The organism is Streptomyces nymphaeiformis (assembly GCF_014203895.1).
GTDB classification, from domain to species: Bacteria; Actinomycetota; Actinomycetes; order Streptomycetales; family Streptomycetaceae; genus Streptomyces; species Streptomyces nymphaeiformis.
The window spans coordinates 424,432-440,009 of record NZ_JACHJY010000003.1 but is presented as its reverse complement, the minus strand read 5'-3'; the positions used below and the strand labels follow the sequence as shown (position 1 = coordinate 440,009).

At 71.0% G+C, this 15,578-nt stretch carries 18 protein-coding genes; 12 read left to right on the top strand and 6 right to left on the bottom strand.

Going from position 1 to position 15,578, the window contains the following annotated elements:
• Positions 1–134: 134 nt before the first annotated feature.
• The 5 genes from GGE06_RS12180 to GGE06_RS12160 form a co-directional block, all read right to left on the bottom strand.
• Positions 135–533 carry a DUF5958 family protein gene (locus GGE06_RS12180; protein ID WP_184930837.1) on the bottom strand — a complete coding sequence of 133 codons (399 nt, stop codon included), beginning with the start codon at positions 531–533 and terminating at the stop codon, positions 135–137.
• Positions 530–1,186, bottom strand: a complete 657-nt coding sequence (locus GGE06_RS12175) for a Fic family protein (protein WP_184930836.1) — start codon at positions 1,184–1,186, stop codon at positions 530–532. The genes GGE06_RS12180 and GGE06_RS12175 overlap by 4 nt, the downstream gene beginning before the upstream one ends.
• Complete coding sequence (locus GGE06_RS12170; RefSeq protein WP_246532494.1) at positions 1,183–1,956, bottom strand: hypothetical protein; 774 nt, start codon at positions 1,954–1,956, stop codon at positions 1,183–1,185. The genes GGE06_RS12175 and GGE06_RS12170 overlap by 4 nt, the downstream gene beginning before the upstream one ends.
• 144 nt (positions 1,957–2,100) lie before the next feature.
• Positions 2,101–2,571: a DUF6228 family protein gene (locus GGE06_RS12165; RefSeq protein ID WP_184930835.1), complete on the bottom strand. Its 471-nt coding sequence runs from the start codon at positions 2,569–2,571 to the stop codon at positions 2,101–2,103.
• 33 nt (positions 2,572–2,604) lie between these two features.
• Entirely contained in the window at positions 2,605–3,069 is a 465-nt protein-coding gene (locus GGE06_RS12160) for a DUF2199 domain-containing protein (RefSeq protein ID WP_246532528.1), read from the bottom strand.
• A 214-nt stretch (positions 3,070–3,283) separates the two neighbouring features.
• Between GGE06_RS12160 and GGE06_RS12155 the strand changes: the two genes are divergently transcribed.
• Both GGE06_RS12155 and GGE06_RS12150 read left to right on the top strand, forming a co-directional pair.
• On the top strand, positions 3,284–3,790 hold the full coding sequence (locus GGE06_RS12155; protein WP_221517994.1) for a hypothetical protein: 507 nt from the start codon (positions 3,284–3,286) through the stop codon (positions 3,788–3,790).
• A 76-nt stretch (positions 3,791–3,866) separates the two neighbouring features.
• Positions 3,867–4,661 (top strand): fumarylacetoacetate hydrolase family protein, encoded by a 795-nt coding sequence (locus GGE06_RS12150; RefSeq protein WP_184930832.1) that lies wholly within the window; start codon positions 3,867–3,869, stop codon positions 4,659–4,661.
• Positions 4,662–4,667: 6 nt separating this feature from the next.
• On the opposite strand, the gene GGE06_RS12145 is transcribed toward GGE06_RS12150, so the two are convergent.
• Positions 4,668–6,026, bottom strand: coding sequence for a tetratricopeptide repeat protein (locus GGE06_RS12145; RefSeq protein ID WP_184930831.1), 1,359 nt, complete (start codon positions 6,024–6,026; stop codon positions 4,668–4,670).
• A 235-nt stretch (positions 6,027–6,261) separates the two neighbouring features.
• On the opposite strand from GGE06_RS12145, the gene GGE06_RS12140 reads away from it, so the two are divergent.
• Genes GGE06_RS12140 through GGE06_RS12095 form a run of 10 tightly spaced genes read left to right on the top strand, consistent with a single transcriptional unit; the run spans position 6,262 to position 15,537 of the window.
• The gene (locus tag GGE06_RS12140; RefSeq protein ID WP_246532493.1) at positions 6,262–6,792 is read left to right on the top strand and encodes an ATP-binding protein; all 531 of its coding nucleotides are present in this window, start codon (positions 6,262–6,264) and stop codon (positions 6,790–6,792) included.
• Positions 6,789–7,256 (top strand): recombinase family protein, encoded by a 468-nt coding sequence (locus GGE06_RS12135; RefSeq protein WP_184930830.1) that lies wholly within the window; start codon positions 6,789–6,791, stop codon positions 7,254–7,256. The genes GGE06_RS12140 and GGE06_RS12135 overlap by 4 nt, the downstream gene beginning before the upstream one ends.
• The gene (locus GGE06_RS12130) at positions 7,253–7,420 is read left to right on the top strand and encodes a hypothetical protein (RefSeq protein ID WP_184930829.1); all 168 of its coding nucleotides are present in this window, start codon (positions 7,253–7,255) and stop codon (positions 7,418–7,420) included. Before GGE06_RS12135 ends, GGE06_RS12130 begins: the two co-directional genes overlap by 4 nt.
• A 47-nt stretch (positions 7,421–7,467) precedes the next feature.
• Positions 7,468–8,385: a Fe(II)-2OG oxygenase family protein gene (locus tag GGE06_RS12125; protein ID WP_184930828.1), complete on the top strand. Its 918-nt coding sequence runs from the start codon at positions 7,468–7,470 to the stop codon at positions 8,383–8,385.
• A 56-nt stretch (positions 8,386–8,441) separates the two neighbouring features.
• On the top strand, positions 8,442–9,506 hold the full coding sequence (locus GGE06_RS12120) for a radical SAM family protein (RefSeq protein WP_184930827.1): 1,065 nt from the start codon (positions 8,442–8,444) through the stop codon (positions 9,504–9,506).
• Positions 9,506–10,669: an enolase C-terminal domain-like protein gene (locus tag GGE06_RS12115; protein WP_184930826.1), complete on the top strand. Its 1,164-nt coding sequence runs from the start codon at positions 9,506–9,508 to the stop codon at positions 10,667–10,669. The genes GGE06_RS12120 and GGE06_RS12115 overlap by 1 nt, the downstream gene beginning before the upstream one ends.
• The gene (locus tag GGE06_RS12110) at positions 10,666–11,376 is read left to right on the top strand and encodes an HAD family hydrolase (RefSeq protein WP_312883115.1); all 711 of its coding nucleotides are present in this window, start codon (positions 10,666–10,668) and stop codon (positions 11,374–11,376) included. The genes GGE06_RS12115 and GGE06_RS12110 overlap by 4 nt, the downstream gene beginning before the upstream one ends.
• Positions 11,376–12,539, top strand: a complete 1,164-nt coding sequence (locus GGE06_RS12105) for a YdeI/OmpD-associated family protein (RefSeq protein WP_184930824.1) — start codon at positions 11,376–11,378, stop codon at positions 12,537–12,539. Before GGE06_RS12110 ends, GGE06_RS12105 begins: the two co-directional genes overlap by 1 nt.
• A complete protein-coding gene (locus tag GGE06_RS12100; RefSeq protein WP_184930823.1) occupies positions 12,536–14,692 on the top strand; it encodes a phosphoketolase family protein in 2,157 nt (718 codons plus the stop codon). The genes GGE06_RS12105 and GGE06_RS12100 overlap by 4 nt, the downstream gene beginning before the upstream one ends.
• The gene (locus tag GGE06_RS12095) at positions 14,689–15,537 is read left to right on the top strand and encodes a phytanoyl-CoA dioxygenase family protein (RefSeq protein WP_184930822.1); all 849 of its coding nucleotides are present in this window, start codon (positions 14,689–14,691) and stop codon (positions 15,535–15,537) included. Before GGE06_RS12100 ends, GGE06_RS12095 begins: the two co-directional genes overlap by 4 nt.
• The last annotated feature ends 41 nt before the right edge of the window (positions 15,538–15,578 follow it).

Below are 15,578 nucleotides of genomic sequence, written 5' to 3'. Positions count from 1 at the left end.
ACACCGCGCAGACGCCTACTCTCGAGTGAGCTCAAGAGCAGTGACGCGATCCCGTCCCGGTCGCAACATCGGGGCGGGATCTTCGCCGTTTCAGGGTCGCTCAATGACTGTTCTGGGAGCCTTGTTGTCAGCGATCAGCCTGCGTCAGACAGCTTGTGCCACCAGTGACTACATCCGCCTGAACAGTCGCGTTCGCGGCGCCGTGCATCGGCGATCGCGAGTACTGAGATCAGGAGCCGGAACGCTTTGCGGCGTTCGTCGAGAGGTGCGAGACCGGCGATCTTCCCCAGTTGCTCGTCGATCCGGCCTCGTGAGATCAGCACTGCGGGTGTATGCGTCGGGCGCAGCCCGGCACGGCTGATGCTCTCCGGTCCGTCCTCAGTGACGGCGCGAGCCTGGACGCAGTGATGGCGCAGGAACAGCAGCACCTCGGACTGCTCTTCCTGGCCGAGGACGTCGAACCATTCGATGCCCTCTGACATCGGGCGCAGCCCCTGTGCGAGCTCGTTGAGCAGGACGTCGCGTTCGGTCATGACTGCCTCCCGTGGGACGGGCGGCGCTGTGCCGCGTTGATCAGGATGCCGAGCAGCACTGCCAGATCGGCCGCTCCCTCCGAATCGTCGGCCCAGCGAGTGGTCTGGAGCGGGTGCACCTGGTCGATCGCCGCTCCTTCACGGGCCAGGACGAAGGCCAGCGCCAGCATCGCCGCGCGGGCGTTGCCGTCCTCGAACGGATGGAAGAAGAGGATGTCGAGGTAGGTTCGTGCGGCGCGTGAAGGGAGTGGCAGGTCCGGTTGAGTGCTCTCGGACAGGCACTGCTCGAACCTCGCCCGTGTGTCCGGTGCGATGCCGTAGCGCTCTCGTCCTCCCTTGGAGAAAGCAGGCATCGTGCGGAAGGCGGCCACGCCCTCGCCCAGCACGATCTGCTGCCAGTCGGCCATGAGAGGGAACGTCAGACGATCGCCCGCCTTCGCGTCCGTCAGGGCCAGATCGAGGGCTGCCAGGACCCTCGTGGTTCCCTCGGGATCCCGGCCGCCACGGGTTGTGCTGAAGAAGTCCCGAAAGGCGTCTCGGTGCGATGCTTCATGGCGGAGGTGGACACTGCTCCGGCAAGGCCATGAGATCTGCGGACGAATGCGCAGCCAGTCGGCCAGGGCGTCCTTCGGGCCGTCGGGGGCGGACGTCATCCGGCGTCACCCAAAACCCGGGCGAACTTCGCACTCACCGCGTCGACCACCGTGGCGTCCGGCGCGATCCAACTGCCGAACCTGCCGCCGACCGCGCTTTCCACGATCTCGCCGGCTCGCCCCTCTTCGACGCCGTTGTAGGCGAGGAACCATCCGAGCACCTGCTCGCAGTGCCCGTACCAGCCGCTCTCGGCCTGAGTCCGGTCGGCCACCACCGTGACCAGCCGCGTGCATGCTCGCTCCCAATGCCAGGGATCCACCGTGTCCCCCTCCGAGAGCGACGGCGGCGCCAGTGCGGCAAAGCGCTCCGCTAGATCCTCCAACCAGTCACGCCACTCAAGCAGGCCGGCGACGACCAGAGGAGCGGTCTCGTCCGCCGTCGTCACGGAATGGGGGGTGCAGCACCAGGCGCCGACGATCCCGCCGTCGGTGTCGCCCTCGCCTACCGACCAGTTCCACCCGCAGGCCCACCTGCCGTACCGGTCCACCAGGAACTCGGTGACGGGGACCAGCGAGCGCCAGCGGTGCTCTTCGGCGGCCTCGGAGCTGGGCAGCAGGGGAACAACAAGCTCGGTCAGTGTCTTGGCCGCATCCTCGTCCAGCTCGAACGGATGCCGCGGCGGATCCACTTCCGCCCAGGTCAGCGCGTGCGCCCACAGCTCAGTCACCACGCCACTCTGCCTTGCGTAGCCGCCCTGACTCCACTCCATATCGAGTGGCCGTCCCATCAGCGGGAAACGATATTCGGTCAACTGGGAAGCGATCTTCAACCGCTTCTGTCCCGCCTGGTCAGCGGTACTCGTGAACACCCCAGTCTGAGCTACGTCCCAAGAGCCGACCATGTCACTGAACTCGCCTTCCTTGTCGTCGTAATCGATGCCGTGTTGCGTTTCAGGAGGCGGATCCAGACGTCATTAGCCTGGAGGTAGGACGGTGCGCTCCCCCTCGAGGAAGTGCCGGACATCGGATGCGAGGGATGACATCTGCTCGCCGGCCTCCAGCCACGTGGTGACCGAAGTGCTCCAGTCGCCCGCCGCGCTCCGCCAGGGGCGAATGGTCCAAGTCAGGCCGATGTATCCGCCGGAGCGGAAGACGGCCGAGACGGCGAGGTCGCGGTCCATGGTGTGCCAGGTCCGTTCGCCATCCCAGCCCCGGTAGCCCGCTGCCAGCTCCTCCAAGAACGTGGTGAGGTCGTTGTCCCAGATCCAGGCGACCACCTCGTTGACACGGGCGGTCAGACCGGGCGCCCAGGCTTCGATGGCGTAGTGGACGGAGTCCTGGTCGAAACTGAACCGGTCGCAGAACGTCACGCCCACGGACGAGTTGTCCTGGCAGCGGATGGTCACGCAAGGCTTGCCGTCGATGTCGCCGTCCGGGGATGTCATGCACGGAACGCTAGGTCAGCGCTGCCTCGGCCGTCATCCGGATTCGTGGCCGGTGCCGTGCAACAGGGCTTCGGCGATTTCGCGGATGCGGTCGCGGGTGATGCCGGTGCGCTGTTCGACAGCGAGCGGGTGCTCGGTCGGTTCGAGCTCGACCAGGGGCCGCTCGCCGATCGGGCGGGTGTGGACGTTGGTCTTCAGGTTGATGGTGCTGGGGGAGTAGATGGGCAGCTCGGTGGTGAGCCAGCCGAAGTACGGCTTCTCCGACTCGCGCCCGGGCGTGTCCCACAGGTCGGCCGCCCGGGAGAAGTTCTCACGGCTGAGGGAGACCCAGACACCCCAGGAGAACACCTCCTCGCTGCCGATGACCGGTATCTCGATCAGACCCCTGACGAAGTAGTGCTGCGCCTTGATGACGCACTGATCCGAGGAGAGCAGGCAGTCGGGGGCGTCGGCGAAACTCGGGTCCCAGACGTAGGGGGCGGCGGCGGAGTAGTTCATCGGCAGCTCGCCGTGGTGGCTGCCGCAGCACGTGCAGGTGAATCCGAGATCGCTGGTCATGGCGGGAGCCTAGCGATGCACTCGGACAGTCACACTCTGCAGCCAAGACGCACGACTTGCACAGCGATGCCAGCCCTACAGTGAACCCTGCCGACCCTGGCCGATCGGGCGGCCGCGGGGACGTCTCGCGGGGCGACGAGGAGAACCGGTGAACATGCGACACGAGACGCGCGGAAGCCTCTTCGTCGCACTGATCTCCGTGCTGGTTCTCACGTCCTGCTCGACCGGAGCCCCCGGCAGCGCTACGCGCGAGAGCACCTATCCGTACTGGGAGAAGGGTGCCGGCGCCGCCGAAGCGGCCGCGTTCATGAAGATTCAGATCCCCAAGGGCGCCATGGACGTGAAGGGTGCCGTGCAGGTCAACCCCCGCGAAGACGAGTACATCCTCTCCTTCCGTACCGGCAAGGCCACCGCAGCCCAGGTCGCCAAGGACCTGCGCTCCGAAGAGCCGCTGGCGCCATGGGGCATCAAGTCGACACAAGAGTCCGAACTCTTCGAGCACCTTGGACTCGCAGAGCCGAAAACACTCAAAGATGCCCTCTGGGCGGGTGTCTGCCCGCCGTGTGTCAAGGACTACCGACGTCGCGACGTCGCGTGGATGGAGATCTACATCGAGAACCTGGACTCCGAGCAGGCCCGTGTGTACCTCCGCGCCTTCTGACCGCGACCGGCCGATGGCTCTCCCTGGCCTGTCCGAGAAAGGCCGCCGTACCCGGGCGCGAAGGTACGGTTCAGGCATGAGGCTGACGGGTGAATCGCAGCGGCTGGCCAGGTTCGAGTGGAAGGGCGACGTTCTTCACGGGCGCCTCATCGCTGAGGGCGGGGACGACGTCCTGGAGGTGCTGAGCGCCGATCCGGTGAGGGGAGCGGCGGAACTCACCGGCCGCCTCCTCCCGCTTCACGACGTACGGCTACTCGCCCCGGTCAGCCCCGGGAAGATCGTGGCGGTCGGCCGTAACTACGCCGACCACATCGCTGAGTTGAGTCTGGACACGCCGACCGCCCCTCGACTCTTCTTCAAGCCGCCGTCCGCCGTGATCGGCCCCGGGGAGCCGATCCGCTACCCGGCCCAGTCGCACGAGGTGCACTACGAGGCCGAGCTCGCCGTCGTCATCGGACGCACCGCCCGCAACGTCCCCGCCGAGCGGGCGTTGGACTACGTCTTCGGCTACACGTGCGCCAACGACGTGACCGCCCGGGACATCCAGCGGGAGGACGGGCAGCCGTCGTGGGCGAAGGCGTTCGACACGTTCTGCCCGCTCGGCCCGTGGATCACCACCAACCTCGACCCGACGGAGCTCGTCGTGCGCTGCGATGTGAACGGCGAGGAGCGGCAGTCGGCCGGGACGGACACCATGCTGCATCCGGTCGCGTCCCTGCTGGCGTACATCACGGCGGCGGTCACGCTGGAACCGGGTGACGTGCTTCTGACGGGCACGCCGGCCGGAGTTGGCCCGATCGCCCCGGGCGACGAGGTCGCGGTGCACGTCTCCGGGATCGGCGCCCTGGTCAACCCCGTGGTCGGCCGGTAGCTCGGCTCAGGCACGCAGCAGTTCGGCGAATTCCCTCCCGGCGGGGAGCTGGGCGTGTCCGGCCGTGCGGCTGAAGTCGGTCGCGTACTTCATGACCATGCCGGTGCGATGCTCGTCCGGCAGTGCCGTCAGGGCCTGTGTGGCAGTGCGGTACGCCTCCTCCGGCTCGCCGCTCCGGGCCAGGCAGGTGGCACGGTCCAGGCGGATCAGGGTCGGGTCGAGGTACTCGGTGGGCGGGTAGAGGTCGAGCGCACGGTGCTGGACCTGCCAGGCGTCCTCGGTGCGTCCCAGGTGCGTCCAGGCGTTGCCGAGGTGCCAGAGGAACTGGCGCTCGGTATGGCCGAAGGAGGGGTCGTCGCGGTCCTCGGCGGTCAGCCGGCCGAACGCGTCCTCGGCCTGGCGCAGCAGCGGCAACGCCTCGTCCCCGCGTCCCATGCGGGCGAGCGCGCGGGCCTCGACGAGCAGGCCGCGGGTGGTGGCGGGGCCGATGGTGTCGCCCAGGATGTGGCGTGCTCGGGCGGCCTGCTCGTGGGCGGAGGCGGGGGTCCCGTAGTAGAGGGAGACGATGGCCGATCGTACGGTGAGCGCTCCTTCGAGCTGGTTGTCGCCCGCCTCCGAGGCGGCGAGGCGTCCAGTGTGGAACCAGCCGCGAGCCTCTCGGTGGGCGCCGAGCGCGGACGCGAAGATGCCGGCCAGCGCAGCAAGTTGGGCGGCGACCCGGCAGAGGCGTCGGCGGTAGCGGATGGGCTGGCGCTGCTCAAGCAGCCGCTGCACCTCGGTGAAGTCGGCGAGGACATCTGCGAGAAGCCGGTGCGGTGGCACGGTCTGGTAGGCGTGCGCGTACTCAAAGGCGGTGGTCTCCCAGCGCTCCAGGGTCGCCGGCCCGATGGCCGAGGACTCCAGTGCCAGGTCCATGCGCTGCCGTGCGGCGGCCATGACCTCCAGGGCCGCGTCCGTGATGCCGAGGGTCGTTCCGACGACAAGCCCACGGATAAGGGTTCGCCGCTTCATCTCGTCCTCCTCCAGGAGCACGTGCGCCCCTGCCTCGGACGCGTGCTCCGGTTCTTGCTCAGTAGGTGTCGCTGGGGCGTCGGCGGTCGTGGGCAGCGGCGAGCGGTCCGCTAAGGCGAGCAGCTTCTCGGCCGTCCAGCCCGGGAACATGGCCTCCAGGGCCTCGCACGCTTCGGCGCGCGGCACCCCCTTGATCTGGCCGAGGCGCCATCGGTCGTACTGCTTGCGCTGCGGAGTCACGTCGTCCAGGCGCAGCTCGGCGCAGACCTTCCGGAACTCGCGGCTGAACCGCGCGTATCCCCAGCCGCGTTCCCGTACCAGCGTGCCGAAGACCGTCAGTTGTCTGTCGCCCACCGTGCCCCCTTCGCATGGACACCGCCGGGCCCTCCGCCCGTATGCGGCGATTGTCGATCACCTGCCCGCCTCGCAGCCGGGCAGGACGCACTCAAGTCCCAGAAGACCACGGGAGGACCCATCGGGGTCCGGAACGACGAAATCGGGGCCGTAGGAAAGTCCGTCGGCCGACCGTCATCGTTCGGGGACCGCGACGGCGGGGCCTCACGGCCACGCCTCGCCACCAGGATCTGACATGCGGAAGGGCTGGGCGATGGCGTCCTCGGTTCCCACCTCGATCATCACCACGAGCCTCACGGGGTGCCGTGGCGTCCCCACGGCCGGCGGTGCACGCATAGCGCCGTCGCCCGTGGACGTCTCCTTCGTCCGCGACGCCTCGCGGGTCTCGCAGGCGCGGCGGATCGGGACTGCGTGGCTGCGCAACACGTGCCGGGTGCCCGAGGCTCGGGTCGACTCCGCCGAGGTGGTGATCTCGGAGCTCGTCGGCAACGCGGTCGTCCACGGAACGAGCGATGCCGTGGGCCTGCGCATGCGGTACGCACACGGCGAGATCCGCCTGGAGGTCGACGACGGTTCGCCGTCCGAGGTGCCGAGACCCCGGCGGGCCGGAGCCGAGGCGGAACAGGGGCGCGGCCTGTGGCTGGTGGACGCGCTCATGGCGGAGCTCGGCGGCAGCTGGGGGTTCACCGACGACGGCACCGTCGCCTGGTGCGTCTTCCCGGTCACGCGGGAGACCTGCCCGATGAACGGGGGCCGGGCGGTATGAGCGAGGCGATCGAGGCCCGGCCGTGGCGGGTCCCGCCCGGCGCCCGGGTCGTCGTGTACGCGTGCCTCTCCCCAAGAGTCGTCGCCCCGAAGGCACAGCCCCGGCAGGCGGCGCTGCGGCACGTGCTCCGGTACGTGGAGAAGCGCGGCTGGACCGTGGCGGCGACCTATGTCGACCGGGCCGCCGTGCTTTCCAGCCGGGCGGACCGCCCCGAGTGGCCGAAGGTACTCGCCATGGTCGAGGACGGACGGGCCGAGGGGATCGTCGCGCCGTCGATGGTGGCGCTCTGGTTTCACCCGGAGGAGCACGACTCGTTCATGGGGTGGTTGGAGAAGACCGGCGCGTTCGCCTCGACGCCCGGATCTCCCGTCGATGTGCGACGCCAACGCTCGGATGATTCCTCTCCCGAAGACACGATCACCACCCCTCGGCCCACGGCGGGATCGAAGAGCAGGCGCCGGTGATCTCGGCGCCCAGAGCCACGTTCCCCTGGCGGCTCGCCCGGTTGCGCTGGGCCTTCCGCCACCCTGTCCGGCTGCTCCGTCGCTACGGCTTCGGCTGGTTCCAGTTCGTGGTCCTTGTAGTGCCGGTTCTGCTGATCCTCTGGGTCGCCGTCGCCCGCACCTGACCTCCCATATCCGTATCCCATCCGCTGATTCCCACGAGGAGTGCTTCGTGACTTGCCGTTCCGTGCCCGAGTACCGGGTGACCCTGCCGAAGGAGCTTGTCGCCGACCTCGCCCGGCAGGCCGCCGGCCTCCCCGAGTGGCGGCTCGGCAACGACGGCATGCTCTCGCCTGAGACTGCCGCGCGGTACCACGGGGTGCTGGCCGGCCTGCCCTACCTCGCCGAGTTCACCACGACCTGCCACCAGTTGCTCGGCGCCCCCGACGGCGAGGGCTTCGCGGTCCTCGAGCTGGCCGAGCTGCTCGACGCGGCCGACTCCGAGGAGGCCGGCCTGCGGACAGTGACCGCGCTGCTTTCCTTGATCGCGACGCCGTTGCGGGCCTTCGATCGCAGGCCGCTGTGGGAGCCGCTGAGCACCAACCTCGCCATTGCCCCGATGCACATCGATGTCGTGAACTCCACGCTCCCGCCGGACTACATCGCCCAGCTGTGCGTGCGCCCCGATCCCAGAGGCCAGGGCCACAGCCTGATCTCGCAGGCCCGCCGCGCCGTGGACCGGCTCGGCTATGCCGACGCCGAGCTGCTGACCCACCCGCGGTACGTCGACGGGTCGTCCTTCGAGTTCACGGGCGTCGGGGAGGAGTGGCAGCCGTTCCCGATCCTCGACGGCCTGCCGCCTTCGGAGGGCTTCGTCCGGTTCACGGACAAGATGCTCGCGGACGCCGCTCCCGCCGACCCGTACATCAAGGCGGGCAGGGCCCTGGAGCGTGAACTCATTGTCGGGCAGCGCCGGTTCCCGCTCGGGCGAGGCGACCTGCTCATCGCCAACCAGCACCTGTGCTGCCACGGCCGCGAGGCCCTCGGCAACGGCCAGGAGGACGTACCCGAGGACGAGCGCCGCCTCGTCCTGCAGATCTTCCTCCGCGGTCAGGTGCGGCACACGTCAACGCCGGAGGTAGTGGCATGACGACCGTCACGGCGGGTCCCCCAGCACAAGACGCCAGACATCAGAGAGGGAAGCCGATGCTCGAATCCGTCAGCCACCTGGAAGAGGTGGCCCGTGAGTGGAAGATCAACCGCGAGGACGTACTGCTCCTCGCGCTGAACAGCTGCGGTGCGCGTTCGCCGCTGGACAAGCCGCGGATGCGGTTCCAGCTGGAGCTGGACTCGCGGCCGGCCGACCCGTCGTACCTGATCCTCTCGCTGGGCCGCGAGGACTCGCCGTTCGAGATCGACGGGCGCGAGCTGCGGCTGCACGGTGAGCGGGTCGGCACGGTCGCCGGCATCGAGGACGACGACGCCGTGCTGGGCTACTGGCGCAACGGCACCAAGATGCTCACCCTGAACTCGAACCAGCGCTCCCAGTGCGTCGGGTGCACGTTCTGCCCGAACACCCTGGAGGGCGCCTCGGATCCGGCGATCCGCGAACTCGACCTGCCGGGCTACTTCGCCGCCCTCGCGGCGAACTCCGGTGTGCCGGACCTGTCGGGGGTCGAGACCGTCACGGTGTGCACCGGGTGCTTCCTCTACGAGCACCTGGCCCTAGAGCACCTGGAGGGCGTACGCGCCGCGATGCGCAGCACCGGCTGCGAGGGGACCCTGCACTTCCTGTCGTCGGTCCTCACCAGCGAGGCGGGGTTGGACCGGGCCGCCGAGCTCGGGCCGTTCCACCTGACGCTGACCGTGGAGTGCTTCACCAACCGGGCGAACATCCTCAAGCAGTCCAAGGCCGCGCTGACGGTGGACCAGATGGTTGCCACGCTCGGGGCGGCGAAGGAGCGGGGCATCACCACGGACTTCACCTACATCGTGGGCCTGGACCCGATCGAGGAGGCCGTGGAGAACCTGAAGCGGCTGGTGCCGGTGACCACGACGTTCCCGCGGTTCCAGACGTTCCAGGCGCACAACCCGCTCATGGACGTCTACCGCACGCCGGGGTCGGACACGATCGAGTGGAACCTGACGATGCGCCGCGCGGTCGAGGAGCTGTTCGCGGAGACGGGGCTGCGGCCGCAGTGGTGGCAGAACTACCGCTCGCCGTGGGCGTACACGTTCGCCGGTGAGCAGCTGACCGGGGCGCGGATCTGATGGCCGGCCGGGACGGCGGGGCCGTGACGGTGGTGCGGGCGGTGCGGGTGTGGCCGGTGGCCGGGCAGCCGGCCGGTCTGCCGGAAGGGTTACCGGATGCGGTGGCCGCGGTGGCGGTGACCCCGGCGGGTCCGGGGTGGCCGGAGCACCGGACGCGGTTCGCGATCGAGGTGGTCGGTGACGGGGTCTCGGGCTGGCACGCGCCGGTCGGGGAGGGTGTGGCGCGGCTCGTAGTGGACGCCCTCGCCGACGGGCTCGTCGGGCACGATGCGGCAGCGCCGCGCAAGCTCGGCTACCGGCCGCGGACCGGCCGGCACCAGCAGGGGGCGCACGCCCGGCAGGCCGTGTCGGCGGTCGAGCTGGCGTGCTGGGATCTGGCGTCGCGGGCCTCGGGCCGGTCGGTGCCGGAGCTGCTGGGCGGCACGGTGCGGGCCCGGGTGCCGGTGTACGCGTCCGCGCTCGGTCTGGACCCGGCTCACCCGGAAGCGGTGAAGGCGGCGGCGTGGATCGCCGAGCAGGGGGTCTGGGGGCAGAAGTGGCCGCTCACCAAGGAGTTACTGCGCCAGGGGCCACGGGCCGTTGCTCGGGTGCTGGGGGCGCTGCGGGAGGCGGCGGGGGAGGGCCGGTTCATGGTCGACGGGCTGCGTCGGTGCCGGCTGGACGAGGCGCTGGCCCTGATGCCCGTGCTGGCCGATCTGGAGGTCGCGTTCGCCGAGGAGTTGCTGGAGCCGGGCGGCTTCGCCTGGAGCCGGGTGCGGGCGGCCGGGGCCGGGGTGCCGATGGCGGCCGGTGAGCACGCGGTCGACGAGCACGAGCAGACGCGGCTGCTGGTCGGCGGGGCGGTGGACGTGTGGCAGACCGACCCGGGATGGTCGGGTGGGCTGGCCCGCTCCCTGCACACTGTCGAGGTCGCCGCCGATCTGGGGGTGGCGACGTTCCCGCACGGTGACCGGCTGTGGGCGTCGCTCGCGCTGGCCGGGGCGTGCTGCCGGGACAAGGTGCCGGCGGTGGAGTGGCACCTGACGCTGGAGCCGCTGCGGCAGCAGGTGTTTGTCGAGGCCGCCGTCGTGGAGGCGGGGACGCTGCCGTCCGCCCCCGGGGCCGGGCTCACCCCGCCGCCGGTTACCACCTCGCCCCTTCCGGTATGGGCGGTCGGGCCGTGACCGGCCAGGTGATGTGGCCCGAGGTCCGGGCGGTTTGCTTCGACCTGGGCGGCACGCTGGTAAGGCCCGAGGCGGTGGCCACGACCGGCCAGGTCGCCGAGGTGCTTGGCATCTCGCTGGATGAGGCTCGGGCGCTGATGGGCAAGGGAGCCAAGCGGCGCCTGGTCACCCCGCAGGACCTGGCGCACGAACTCGCGGCCGACTTCGGGCGGCCCGCACTGGCCGACCGGCTCGCCGAAGTGCTGGAGCGGGCCCGGCGCCGTGCCGAGAACCCGCAGTTGTACGCGGACGTGCCGGACATGCTCGCCGAGCTGCGGGCGAGGGGCTACGCCCTGTACGCGATGACCAACGCGCTCGGTTCCTCAGTGCCCGAGCAGGATCCTCCCGCGTTCCGTGAGTTTCTGGACGGCGTCTTCTACTCGGCGCGCACCGGCGCGATCAAGCCCGAGCGGGAGGCGTTCGCTGCCGTCGAGCGCACCGGCGGGCTGCGGCCGGGAGAGCTGCTGCATGTCGGCGACTCGATGAACGCCGACGTACGAGGGGCCGCAGCGGCCGGCTGGAACACGGCTTGGGTGGACCGGCATCGCACGACCGGGCCGCTGATGTTGGCCGCGAGCACGCCGCGCCTGCACTCCCTCAACACCCTCCCGCTACTGCTGCCCGCCCGGGCGGCGGCCGGCACGATCACATCGGAGGTGGCCGGCTGATGGAGCCGTCCCGTACGTACCGCCCGGCAACACCCGCTGTCCACGACCCGCTGACCTCGTCCGTGCCGCTGTTCGACCCCAGTCAGCTGCCGCTACGCACCTGGTGCGAGGGCAGCCGCGAGGACGCGGTCACCGGCCTGGTCGCCTTCCCCGACTTCCACAGCCACATCCCGCGCTGCCTCGCCGCCGCGCTGGACGAGGGACGGCTGGTGGCGCTGGCGATCGGGGACGTCGACGGGCTGAAGGACCACGTGGAGCGGACGAACTCCACCAACCCGACCTCCTACGGGCACCTGGCCGGCAACGAGGTCATGGCGACCGTGGGGGCCACGACTCGCGCGTGGTTCCGCGAGCAGCCGTTCGACATCGGCTGCGCGGCGACTTTCGGCGGCGACGAGGTGATCCTCGCCGCGGTCGTTGACGACGCCGCCCAGTTCCACCAGGCCCTCGGGGTCCTGCGGGACCGGCTCGGCGCCGCGCTGCCGGTGACGGTCTCCTTCGCCCTGATGTTCGTCACCGCCGGCGACCTGCCCGCCCAGCGGGAGCGGAGCTGGAAGCACGCCTTCACCAACACCCTGCTGGCGGCCGTGGACCGGACGCTGTTCACGCACAAGGCGGCGCGACGCGCCGGGGGCGGCCAGGGCGGCATCATCGCCGTCACCCGACCGCCCCTGCTGCCCGAGCCCGACCAGGCGGGGGCGAATCCGGTGGTCCTGCTCCCGCTGCCGGCCGCGTCCGACGTCGTGCATATCGTGGCCCGGCCGGAGCGGATCGGCGGCCGGGACTTCCTGCTGCTGCCCTGCCGCGGACCGGTCGGCCAGCGCGGCGCCCAGCTGCGTGTCACCTTCTCCACCGGCAGCTCCAGGACCGTCGTGGCCTACGCACTGCGCGGGCAGGCCGCGGTGCCGTACGCGGCCGTCGCCGACGGCGTGACCGGCGTGCCGCTGACGGTGCGGGGCCTGCGGGACCGCACTCCGCGCAGCGTGCCTGAGGACCTGGCCGCCGCCCTGGAGCGGGCCGGGCTGGACTGGACAGCGGTGCCCGCCCACGAGCAGGCGCAGATCCTCCACCTGATCACCGAGGCCGGCACCGAGGAGATCCGGGCCGGGCGCATCACCGCCGCCGTGGACGCCGTCGCCGCACGGAAGGGGACGGCACGGTGACGGAGACCGCCCTGCTCCCCGGGCCGGCCGTCGTCGCGAGCCCGGGCGACTTCCCCGACTGGAGCCAGGCCGCGTCGCACGCCGCGACCCGCGTGCCGGACGCGGCCGTCACGGCCACGTGGCGGGCGCTGAACTACCTGTGCGCCGCGCAGCTGTACCTGAACGACAACGTGCTGCCCGCCCGGCCGCTGCGGGTGGCGGACGTGAAGGAGGTGCCGAGCGGACACTGGGGGGTGTGCCCGCCGGTGAACTTCATGCTCGCCCACCTGGGGCCGCTCACCGCAGGGCGACCCCCGGGCAGTGAGGTCCTGGTCGTTCACGGCGCTGGGCACGCCGGGCCGTCGGCGCTGGCCCACGCGTACCTGACCAAGACCCTCACTCTGACCGGCAACGGCCCTGGCTGGTCCGCCGCCGACATGCGGGCGCTCGCCGCGGGCTTCCCCCACACGCGCGCCTACGGCGGGGAGATCACCCCGCTCATCCCCGGCGTGCGCTACACCGGCGGCCAGCTCGGACCGGCGCTCGCCGTCGCCCAGGGCATGGTCCTGGACGCCCCGCACCGCCTGGTGGTCGCCCTGCTCGGCGACGGGGAGCTGGAGACCGGCGCCGCCGCGGCCGCGTGGACGGGCCAGCGCGCGCTACTCGGGTCCGGGCTGCACGGCGCGGTGCTGCCCGTCGTGCTGGCCAACGGCCTGCGGATGGGCGGTCCCTCCATCCTGTCCGGGCTCGACGAGGACGAGCTGCGCGCGTACTTCACCGGCCTGGGATATGAGCCGTTCCTCCACGACGGCTCCGACGTGGCCGGCTTCCGGACGGTCCTGGCCGAGGTGTTCGCCCGGCTGCGCCCGCTCGGGGTCGCCCGCCCGCAGCCGGTGCTCGTCCTGACGATGCCCAAGGGCGCGACCGGGCCCGAGCAGGTCGCAGGCCGCCGGATCGCCGGGACCCCGGCCGTCCACAAGACCCCGCTGAAGGACCCCGCCCGCAACCGGGAGGAGTTCGCCGCCCTCGCCGCCTGGCTGGCCTCGTACGAGCCGGCCGAGCTGTTCACCGACCGCGGGCAGCCGTCCGACCTCGTACGGCAGGCGCTGCCTGATCCGGCGCCCCGGCCACGCCCCGCCCCACCGGTAGAGCCGCTCACCGTCCGCGGAGAACAGGCGTGGCCGCTGGTCAGCGCCGTGATCCGTGAGCGCGCCGCCGCCGGTTCGTTCCGGCTGTTCAGCCCGGACGAGGCCGCCTCCAACCGGCTGCGCCTGGCCGTCAGCGGCGATGGGATGCCGGAGTGGGCGAGCGAGATCCTCAACGAGGAGATCTGCCACGCCTGGCTCCAGGGCTACACCGAGACCGGCCGCGACGCGCTGCTGGCCACGTACGAGGCGTTCGCCGCGGTCAACACCAGCCTGCTCGTCCAGCACCTCAAGCACCGCAGCACTCGGACCGTGACCGGAGCCGGCGGACTGCCGAACATCAACTACCTGATCACCTCACTGGGCTGGCGCAACACCTACAGCCACCAGAACCCCGGGCTCGTCTCCGCGATGCTGGAGACCGAGAACCCCACCGTGCACGTCTTCACCCCGGCCGATACCACCCGCGCGGCCGCGATCCTCACGGTCATGCTCACCGGACGCGACCGGGCGAACTTCCTGATCGCCGACAAGCACCACACGTTCACCTTCCCGCCGGACACCATCCGCGAGGAGCTGACCAACGGCGCGGCGATCTGGCCCCACCTGAGTAACCCAGGCCCGGGAGCCCCGGACCTCGTCCTCGCCTCCGCCGGCGACGTCGCGGCACGCGAGCTTTCCGCCGCAGCCGACCAGATCGCCGCCGCCCGCCCGGACACGCGCATCCAGTACGTGCATATCAACGACCTCACCGTCCTCGGTCAACCGGACACCTGGCCAGCCGCGCTGCCCGACGACACCTTCGCCCGCCTGTTCCCGGCCGGTGTTCCCGTCCTGCTGGCCACCGTCACACAGGCACCGGCCGCACGGGCCCTGCTCGCCGCCCGCGGCGAAACCGCCCGGGTCCGGGTGGTCGGCTACCGCGACCCCGGCCGCCCCCTTCCGGCCGCAGACCTGCTGGAGCTCTGCGGCATGTCCGCCACCGCGCTCACCGCCCAGGCGCTCTCGATGGTGAAGGAGCCACGATGACCACCCCGCTCGCACCCGACCCGGAGCAGCGGGCCACTTTCGACCGCGACGGCCTCCTCATCCTGCGCGGCGCCCTCGCCCCCGAGGTCCGAGACCGGGCCGCCGCGGCCGCCGTACGGCTCCTGGCCTCCGACCGCACCGTGGGCCGGGACCGTTCGGTCGACGGCAAGGACGGCTTCCGCGGCGTCGTCGCTCTCGACGAAGCCTTCCTGCCGCTCGTCGCCAACCCGGCCGTGCTGCCCACCCTCGTCGGCCTGCTCAGCCCGAACATCCACCTGATGTCGAGCAACCTGATCTCCATGCCGTCCCTGCCCGACGAGCAGCGCACCATCCGCGTGCCGTCCCGGCACGGCTGGCACCACGACATGTCCTCCACCGTGGCCGACCTCGGCGTCGAGCACACGCCCCGCCTGGCGATCAAGGTGGCGTACTTCCTCACCGACCCGGGGCCGGACGCCGGCCTCACGATGTTCGTGCCCGGCAGCCACACCCGCACAGGCCCTGTCACCGTCCCCGAGGGGGACATCGACCCGCCCAGCGCGATCACTCCGGACATCGGCCCGTACGACGTGGTGCTCTTCGAGAACCGCACCTGGCACGCCGGCGGCCTGAACCGCTCCGGCCACGAGCGGCTGGCCGTGATGATGCAGTACGGCTACCGGTGGCTCAACGCGGTCGACGACCCCGCCCCCGGCATTCTCGACCGGCCGGACCTGAATGCCGTCGAGCGGCAGCTCGTCGGCGCCCGTGACCGCCACCCCGACGGCTCCGTCGCCCGCGAGGGCTCCGGCGCCCGCCCCCTGACCGACTGGTGGAAGCACCTGACCGCCGCCCCGGCTCGTTGACCGATCGCCCGCCCCTGACCCACACCCCCGCGAGAGACTGG

Coding starts and splice junctions, on each gene's coding strand:
- GGE06_RS12180 (WP_184930837.1), bottom strand. CDS start 533: ATGACCGAACGCGACGTCCTGCTCAACGAGCTCGCACAGGGGCTGCGC.
- GGE06_RS12115 (WP_184930826.1), top strand. CDS start 9,506: ATGGCCGGCCGGGACGGCGGGGCCGTGACGGTGGTGCGGGCGGTGCGG.
- GGE06_RS12160 (WP_246532528.1), bottom strand. CDS start 3,069: ATGAACTACTCCGCCGCCGCCCCCTACGTCTGGGACCCGAGTTTCGCC.
- GGE06_RS12140 (WP_246532493.1), top strand. CDS start 6,262: ATGCGGAAGGGCTGGGCGATGGCGTCCTCGGTTCCCACCTCGATCATC.
- GGE06_RS12175 (WP_184930836.1), bottom strand. CDS start 1,186: ATGACGTCCGCCCCCGACGGCCCGAAGGACGCCCTGGCCGACTGGCTG.
- GGE06_RS12150 (WP_184930832.1), top strand. CDS start 3,867: ATGAGGCTGACGGGTGAATCGCAGCGGCTGGCCAGGTTCGAGTGGAAG.
- GGE06_RS12165 (WP_184930835.1), bottom strand. CDS start 2,571: ATGACATCCCCGGACGGCGACATCGACGGCAAGCCTTGCGTGACCATC.
- GGE06_RS12135 (WP_184930830.1), top strand. CDS start 6,789: ATGAGCGAGGCGATCGAGGCCCGGCCGTGGCGGGTCCCGCCCGGCGCC.
- GGE06_RS12155 (WP_221517994.1), top strand. CDS start 3,284: ATGCGACACGAGACGCGCGGAAGCCTCTTCGTCGCACTGATCTCCGTG.
- GGE06_RS12105 (WP_184930824.1), top strand. CDS start 11,376: ATGGAGCCGTCCCGTACGTACCGCCCGGCAACACCCGCTGTCCACGAC.
- GGE06_RS12095 (WP_184930822.1), top strand. CDS start 14,689: ATGACCACCCCGCTCGCACCCGACCCGGAGCAGCGGGCCACTTTCGAC.
- GGE06_RS12120 (WP_184930827.1), top strand. CDS start 8,442: ATGCTCGAATCCGTCAGCCACCTGGAAGAGGTGGCCCGTGAGTGGAAG.